Source organism: Frankia sp. AiPs1, from assembly GCF_023716945.1.
Lineage (GTDB): Bacteria > Actinomycetota > Actinomycetes > Frankiales > Frankiaceae > Frankia.
Window position 1 is genome coordinate 1 of sequence record NZ_JAMQQF010000295.1, and the last position, 7,173, is coordinate 7,173.

7 protein-coding genes are annotated in these 7,173 nt (G+C 73.5%); 6 read left to right on the forward strand and 1 reads right to left on the reverse strand.

All coding sequences use genetic code 11. The annotated features are described in order from the left end of the window. The 6 genes from ND748_RS21045 to ND748_RS21070 all read left to right on the forward strand — a co-directional run. The coding region (locus tag ND748_RS21045; RefSeq protein WP_374215989.1) for a (deoxy)nucleoside triphosphate pyrophosphohydrolase at positions 1-448 on the forward strand (448 nt) is incomplete at its 5' end. Between the two features lie 432 nt (positions 449-880). Next, positions 881-2,716 carry a translational GTPase TypA gene (gene typA / locus ND748_RS21050; protein WP_251747709.1) on the forward strand — a complete coding sequence of 612 codons (1,836 nt, stop codon included), beginning with the start codon at positions 881-883 and terminating at the stop codon, positions 2,714-2,716. A gap of 180 nt (positions 2,717-2,896) precedes the next feature. Continuing rightward, on the forward strand, positions 2,897-3,778 hold the full coding sequence (gene mshB, locus ND748_RS21055; RefSeq protein WP_251747714.1) for an N-acetyl-1-D-myo-inositol-2-amino-2-deoxy-alpha-D-glucopyranoside deacetylase: 882 nt from the start codon (positions 2,897-2,899) through the stop codon (positions 3,776-3,778). A 114-nt stretch (positions 3,779-3,892) separates the two neighbouring features. Further along, positions 3,893-4,870, forward strand: coding sequence for a S1C family serine protease (locus ND748_RS21060; protein ID WP_251747710.1), 978 nt, complete (start codon positions 3,893-3,895; stop codon positions 4,868-4,870). 477 nt (positions 4,871-5,347) lie between these two features. Next, positions 5,348-5,752: a DUF6113 family protein gene (locus ND748_RS21065; RefSeq protein ID WP_251747711.1), complete on the forward strand. Its 405-nt coding sequence runs from the start codon at positions 5,348-5,350 to the stop codon at positions 5,750-5,752. Between the two features lie 82 nt (positions 5,753-5,834). Next, positions 5,835-6,431 carry a flavin reductase family protein gene (locus ND748_RS21070; RefSeq protein WP_374215990.1) on the forward strand — a complete coding sequence of 199 codons (597 nt, stop codon included), beginning with the start codon at positions 5,835-5,837 and terminating at the stop codon, positions 6,429-6,431. A gap of 42 nt (positions 6,432-6,473) precedes the next feature. On the opposite strand, the gene ND748_RS21075 is transcribed toward ND748_RS21070, so the two are convergent. Next, positions 6,474-7,173 (reverse strand): transglutaminase-like domain-containing protein (locus tag ND748_RS21075; RefSeq protein ID WP_251747712.1); only part of this gene is annotated, 700 nt, incomplete at its 5' end.

The following is a 7,173-nucleotide window of genomic DNA, read 5'->3' on the forward strand; positions in this document are numbered from 1 at the left end:
GGCCGGGACTGCCGGGGCGCCTGCGGCGCGGGGTCGGCTGGTCGTCGCGGTCGCCCTCCTCGACGACGAGCGCCGGGTGCTGGCCGCCCGGCGCCGGGAGCCGCCGGCCTACGCGGGGATGTGGGAGTTTCCCGGCGGCAAGGTCGAGCCGGGCGAGGACGAGCTCGATGCGCTCGTGCGGGAGTGCCGGGAGGAGCTCGACGTCGAGATCGAGATCGGGCCGCCGCTGGGCGAGGTGGGTCTGGCGAGCCCGGGCTGGATCCTGCGGGTCTGGTTCGGTCGGGTGATCGGGCGCAGCCCACGCCTGCTCGATCACGACGAGCTGCGCTGGCTGGCCGCCGCCGAACTCGACGACGTCCGCTGGATGCCCGCGGACGGCCCGCTGGTCGAGAAACTTCGCCACGCGCTGACCGGCCCGGAGCCGATCCGCTGGCCTGGGCAGCGCTGACGCCGCGCGAGCCGCGGTCGTCTCGGCGCTTAATCGTGTCCGGGGTTCCACGCCGTTCCGCCCGGGTTTCGGCCCCGATCTCCCACTGGATCGGCACAGAAGCGCCGCGGGGGCCGTCGAGTGGGGGTGGCTCGGACCGTCGCTGGCGGGAGGTGGCCGCGGGGGTGCGGGCAGGCGGCGCGGGGGTGTCCGGGAGGGGTGGCTGTCGTGGGGCGGCCACGGCGGGGCGAGGTGTCCGTACCATGGGCTGTGGCACGAACGTCGCCAGTGCCCGTCTGGCGGGCGCGTCGGCGTGCCTCGGCGCAGATCGGCGTGGCGGAGTTCCGTCCTGACGGTCGCGTCACCAGGTTCCAGCCGGCACTGTCATTCGCACGGTGCCGTTGTCGTTGTTGCGGGGTCGAGAGCCCCACGTCCGCCCCGGAGCGCCTCACCGTGTCCCTTCGTGCCGATCTTCGTAACGTGGCCATCATCGCCCACGTCGACCATGGCAAGACCACGCTCGTCGATGCCATGCTGCGCCAGTCCGGCGCCTTCGGCGAGCACACCGAGCTCACCGACCGGGTGATGGACTCGATGGACCTCGAGCGCGAGAAGGGCATCACGATTCTCGCGAAGAACACCGCGGTCCGGCACGGCGACATGACGATCAACATCATCGACACCCCCGGCCACGCCGACTTCGGCGGCGAGGTCGAGCGCGGTCTGTCCATGGTCGACGGCGTGCTGCTGCTGGTGGACGCGAGCGAGGGCCCGCTGCCGCAGACCCGCTTCGTGCTGCGCAAGGCGCTCGCGGCCCGGCTGCCGGTGGTGCTGGTCATCAACAAGGTGGACCGGTCCGACGCCCGGATCGCCGAGGTCGTCGACGAAACCTACGAGCTCTTCCTCGACCTCGACGCGGACGAGGAGCAGATCGACTTCCCGATCATCTACTGCAACGCCAAGGCCGGCCGCGCCTCGACGACCCGCCCGGCCGATGGGGCGAGCCCCGACTCGCCGGACCTCAAGCCGCTGTTCGACCTGCTGCTGGAGACCATCCCGGCGCCGTCGTTCGACCCGGACGCGCCGCTGCAGGCGCTGGTCACCAACCTCGACGCGTCGCCGTACCTGGGCCGCCTCGCGCTGTGCCGGGTGCACAACGGCACGATCAAGCGTGGCCAGCAGGCCACCCTGTGCCGCGCGGACGGCACCCAGCAGCGCGTCAAGATCAGCGAGATGCTGATAACCCAGGCGCTGGACCGGGTGCCGGCGGAGGAGGCCGGCCCGGGCGACATCATCGCCATCGCCGGCATCCCCGACATCACCATCGGCGAGACCCTCGCCGACCTCGACGACCCCCGGCCGCTGCCGGTGATCACGGTCGACGAGCCGTCGATCAGCATGACGATCGGCATCAACACCTCGCCGCTGGCCGGCAGGTCCGGCAAGAAGCTCACCGCCCGGCTGGTGAAGAACCGGCTCGACGCCGAGCTCGTCGGCAACGTGTCCATCCGCGTGCTGCCGACGGAGCGCCCCGACACCTGGGAGGTGCAGGGCCGCGGTGAGCTCCAGCTCGCCGTCCTCGTCGAGCTGATGCGCCGCGAGGAGTTCGAGCTGACCGTCGGCAAGCCGCAGGTCGTCACCCGGGTCGTCGACGGCAAGGTGCACGAGCCGGTGGAGCGCCTCACCATCGACGCCCCCGAGGAGTTCCTCGGCACGCTCACCCAGCTCCTCGCGCTGCGTAAGGGCCGGATGGAGCAGATGGTCAACCACGGCACCGGCTGGATCCGGCTGGAGTACCTGGTCCCCGCCCGCGGGCTGATCGGCTTCCGAACCGAGTTCCTCACCGAGACCCGCGGCACCGGCCTGCTGCACCACGTCTTCGACCGGTACGAGCCCTGGTTCGGCGAGCTGCGGACCCGGGCCACCGGCTCCATGGTCGCCGACCGCAGCGGGGTGGCCACCGCCTACGCGCTGTTCAACCTCCAGGATCGCGGCACGATGTTCATCGGGCCGACGACCGAGGTCTACGAGGGCATGATCGTTGCTGAGAACTCCCGGGCGGATGACATGGACGTCAACCCGACCAAGGAGAAGAAGCTCACGAACATGCGTTCGTCCACCGGCGACGAGCTGGTCCGGCTCACCCCGCACCGGGTGCTCACCCTCGAGCAGGCGCTGGAGTTCTGCCGCGAGGACGAGTGCGTCGAGGTGACGCCTGGCTTCGTCCGACTCCGCAAGGTGGCGCTCACCGCCGGTGAGCGGGAGAAGCTGCGCTCGCGGCGTCGCTGACCCCTGCGGGCGGCCCGGGTGGCCGCCGCGCGCCTGGTGAGGCGACCGCGTCCGCGGCGGGCGGACGCGGTCGGCCTCGCCGAGTGCGGACCTGTGGCCGAAACGGGCCGTAGGGTCGGGATCGTGACGTCTGCCAGCACGCCGTCGACTCCCTCCAACCCGGTGGCCGCCCGCCGGCTGATGTTCGTCCACGCCCATCCCGACGACGAAGTGATCTCCACGGGGATCGCGCTCGCCTCCTACGCCGCGGCACCGGACACCTCCGTAACCCTCGTGACCTGCACGTTGGGGGAGGAGGGTGAGGTGCTGGTGCCCGAGCTGATCAATCTGCGGGCGGACCGCGGCGATCAGCTCGGCGGCTACCGGATCGGTGAGCTCGCCGGGTCCTGCGCCGCGCTCGGCATCACCGACCAGCGATTTCTCGGCGGTCCGGGCCGCTGGCGGGACAGCGGCATGATCGGCACGCCGGCGAACGACCATCCCCGTTGCCTGTGGCGGGCGGACCTGGCCGAGGCGACGGCCGAGCTGGTCCGGATCGTCCGCGACGTCCGGCCGCACGTGCTGATCAGCTACGACGCCAACGGCGGCTACGGGCATCCCGACCACATCCGGGCCCACCAGGTCACCGCGCGAGCGTTCACCGACGCCGCCGACCCGGCGTTCGCCCCGGGCACCGGCGAGCCCTGGCAGGTCGCCAAGCGCTACGAGACGGCGATGCCCCGCTCGCGTGCTGTCGCCGGTTTCGAGCTCTTCCACGACTCCGCGGACCGGAACAACCCCTTCGCCGGCCTGAAGTCCGTCGACGACCTGGCGATGACGCTCGTCGACGACGCCGACATCACCGCCGAGATCACCGCGCCGGAGTTCTTCGACGCCAAGATCGCCGCGATGCGGGCGCACCGGACCCAGATGGCCGTCGACGGCTTCTTCTTCGCCCTCGCCGACGGCATCGGCCAGCGGGCGTGGGGCGTGGAGCACTTCGTGCTCGCCGCGGGCAGCCGTGGCCCCGGCGACGGGCCCGAGGGCCGCGAGCGGGACCTGCTCGCCGGGGTCACCTTCTGACCCTCACCTTCTGGCCATCGCGGGAATCCCGCCGGCCGGCCCGCCGTTGGTGCACATGTGCAGCGATGTAACGCTGTAATCAGTGCACGCACGGATGCGGGTCCGGGAGGTCGGATGCACGCCAGCAACGAGGGATATCCCCACCGTCCCGACGAGCCGTTGGACGCCTACTCGACGATCGTCACCCGGGTCGCCGCCGCGCTGACCCCGTCGGTGGCCAGCCTGCGGGTGCGGACCCGGCGCGGGGCCGGGGCGGGATCGGCCGTGGTCTTCACCGACGACGGTTTCCTGCTCACCTCCGCCCACGTCGTCGAGGGGCTGCTCGGCGGGAGCGGCGCCCCGGTCGGCCTCGCCCAGTTCGCGGACGGGACCGAGCGCGAGTTCGACGTCGTCGGCGCCGATCCGCTCTCCGATCTCGCCGTGCTGCGGGCTCGCGGGGCGACGCCGCGGGCCGCCGTCCTCGGCGACGCCGCCGGGCTTCGGGTCGGCCAGCTCGTCGTCGCCGTCGGCAATCCGCTCGGGCTGACCGGCAGCGTGACGGCCGGCGTCGTGAGCGCGCTCGGCCGGTCGCTGCCCACCCGTGCCGGCTCCGCGGTGCGGGTGGTGGACGAGGTCATCCAGACCGACGCGGCGCTGAACCCGGGCAACTCCGGCGGCGCGCTCGGCACGGCCGACGCCCGGGTGATCGGGATCAACACCGCCGTCGCCGGGGTGGGACTGGGGCTTGCCGTCCCCGTCAACGCGGCGACCCGGAAGATCCTCGCCGCGCTCATGCGTGACGGGCGGGTGCGGCGGGCTTACCTCGGCGTTGCCGGGGTTCGGGTCCCGCTGCCGCCGGCCGTCGCGGAGCGCACCGGCCAGAGCCACGGCGTCCGCCTCGCCGAGGTGGTCGTCGACAGCCCCGCCGGCGGCGCGGGCCTGTTCACCGGGGATCTCGTGCTGTCGTTGGACCGGGCGCCCATCGTCACCCCCAGTGACCTCCAGCGGCTGCTGACGGAGGCCACCATCGGCCGCGCGGTGGAGCTGACGGTCTGGCGGCGTGGCGCCATGGTGGACGTCATCGTCGTCCCTCGGGAGCTCGTCACCACCTGACCCTCCTCGGGCGGCCTGGGCGGCCCGGGTGGGGGAGGGGGCGCGTGGCCGGGCGTCGCCACCGCGGCCCGGTGGGGAGATGGGGCCGGACTGCCCAGGCGGTTGTGGCGCTTCATGTCCTACTGTCGGACCATGCCCCGCCCCGGTACCGGTCCCCGTCGGACGCCGCGTTCGTCCCGGTCGTCCGAGTCGTCCCGGCCATCCCGACAGTCGGCAGCGGGCGGGGCCCAGGGCGCCTCGTCCAGGAGCGGCGCCGCGGCCGGCGGGGCGCCGTCCCGGGCCGCCGGGAAGGGCGCGAAGGGCTCAGCTGGCGTGGCGGGGACACCGTCGACGTCCGGGACAGCAGGGAAGCCGGAGGCGGCGGGGGCGGCGAAGGCGGCGGGGGCTTCGAAGGTGACGGGGGCTGCGAAGGTGAGCGGTTCGGCGCCCGTGGGCGGGAAGTCGGGGCCGTCCGGCCGGCCCGCGTCCGCCGCATCGATGTCCGAACCGGAGCCGGGTCGGGTCTTTCTCGGTTGTTCGTATGCGTTGGGAGTCGTCCTCGGCGTCGGGCTGGGCCTCTACGGCGTCTTCCTCGTCCCCGACGGCCCCCGGCCGGGCGGCACGCTGCTGTCCGTCGGACTACTGCTGGCGTTGGTGGGCAACGGGGCCGCGGCGCTGCTGGTGCGCTGGCTGACCGGTACCCGGCTGGGCCCGGCAACGGTGCTGATCGGCTGGATGCCGGTGGTGCTGCTGCTGGCCTCCTCCCGCCCCGAGGGGGACCTGCTGCTGCAGTCCAGCGCCACCGCGTACGCGTTCCTGCTGCTTGGCGGCCTGAGCCCGATCGCCGTGGCGGTCCTCGGCGGGGCCCGCCGCGGGTTCACCGTGCTCCCGCCCCCGCGCTGACCGGCGCCGGGTGGGGACGTGACTGTGCAAGATGTCACCGGCTCCGGCATCCGGGACCACGGCGGGGGACCACGGCGGTAGCGTGAGCCGGGTGGGCAGCCTGCCGCAGGAGATCCGCAGCGATCCACCGGCCGTCCGGGTACCCCCGGATGCGGGTGACTTTCGCCGGGCGGTCGGCAGGTTCGCCACGGGTGTGACGATTCTCACGACTGTCGCCGAGGGGCGACCTCTCGGCATGACGGCGAACTCGTTCGTCTCGGTCTCCCTCGACCCGTTGCTGGTGCTGGCCAGCATCCGCCGCGACGCCCGGTTCCACGGCCCGGTGCTGGCCGCCGGCGTCTGGGGCGTCTCCGTACTCGCCGCGGACATGACCGAAGCTTCGCGCTTCTTCGCCCGGCGGGCGTACGAGCAGCCCGGCGACATGTTCGCCCAGTGGCCGCACACGATCGGGGAGCAGACCGGCGTCGTCCTGCTCGACGGCGCCCTGTCGGTCTTCGAGTGCCGGACGGTGTCGACGCACCCCGGCGGGGATCACACGCTGATCGTCGGGGAGGTGGTGTCGCTCGCGCAGCCCCGCGACGACGCCGACCCGCTGGTCTTCTTCGAGGGCAAGTATCTCGACCTGGCGGCGTCCCGCGGGGCGGTCCCCGCCCAGGACGGTGGCGTGGGACGGGTCTAGCGGGTCTAGCGGGGGTCTCTATGGGACGGGTCCAGCGGGCGCCTAGTTGAGGCGGGCGCGGGCCGCCGCGGCGGCCTGGCGGGCGGCGGCGGCGGCGGTGGGCTCCACCTCGGCCACCGTGTCGGCGAAGGTCGTCAGGTCGGTCGCGCCGCCGAGGAAGTCGCCCAGCCGCACGCGCAGCTCGCCGCGCTCGCGGCGCAGGTTCGCCGGGTGGTGCGGGAGCAGCAACGAGAGCTCGACGGCCCACAGCCGGGTCCGCGGCGTGTCCGACCGGGCGGCGAGGATGCGGATGTTGCCGAGGATGCGGCTCAGCACGTCGCCGGGGCTCATCGGGGCCAGGTGTGCCCGGTTGAACGCGACCCCGGCCGCGCGGACCTTCGCCGCGGCGTCGTGGATGGTCAGCAGCCGGCCGGCGGCGAACGGGTCGACGAGCACGTAGTCCTCGGGCGAGCCGACGGCGACGACGACATGCCCCGGCAGGCCGACCGGGTAGGCGGCGACCCCGAGCCGCCGGGCCACCTCCAGCCAGACGACGCAGAGCAGGATCGGCAGCCCCCGGCGGCGGCGCAGCACGTCGGGCAGCAGCGAGGAGCGCACATCGTCGTAGTCGTCCGCGGAACCGGCGAAGCCGGCGTCCAGACCGAGCGCCTCGTGCAGGGCTTCCGCGGCCGCCCGCGGATCAAGGGCGCCGAAGCGGCGCAGCTCGCCGAGGCGGCCGACCGGGTCGGTACCGGCCCCCGGC

What these genes read in the sequence shown, in the direction of transcription:
- ND748_RS21065 (WP_251747711.1), top strand. Translation starts at nt 5,348, where the DNA reads ATGTCCGAACCGGAGCCGGGTCGGGTCTTTCTCGGTTGTTCGTATGCG.
- mshB (WP_251747714.1), top strand. Translation starts at nt 2,897, where the DNA reads ATGTTCGTCCACGCCCATCCCGACGACGAAGTGATCTCCACGGGGATC.
- ND748_RS21060 (WP_251747710.1), top strand. Translation starts at nt 3,893, where the DNA reads ATGCACGCCAGCAACGAGGGATATCCCCACCGTCCCGACGAGCCGTTG.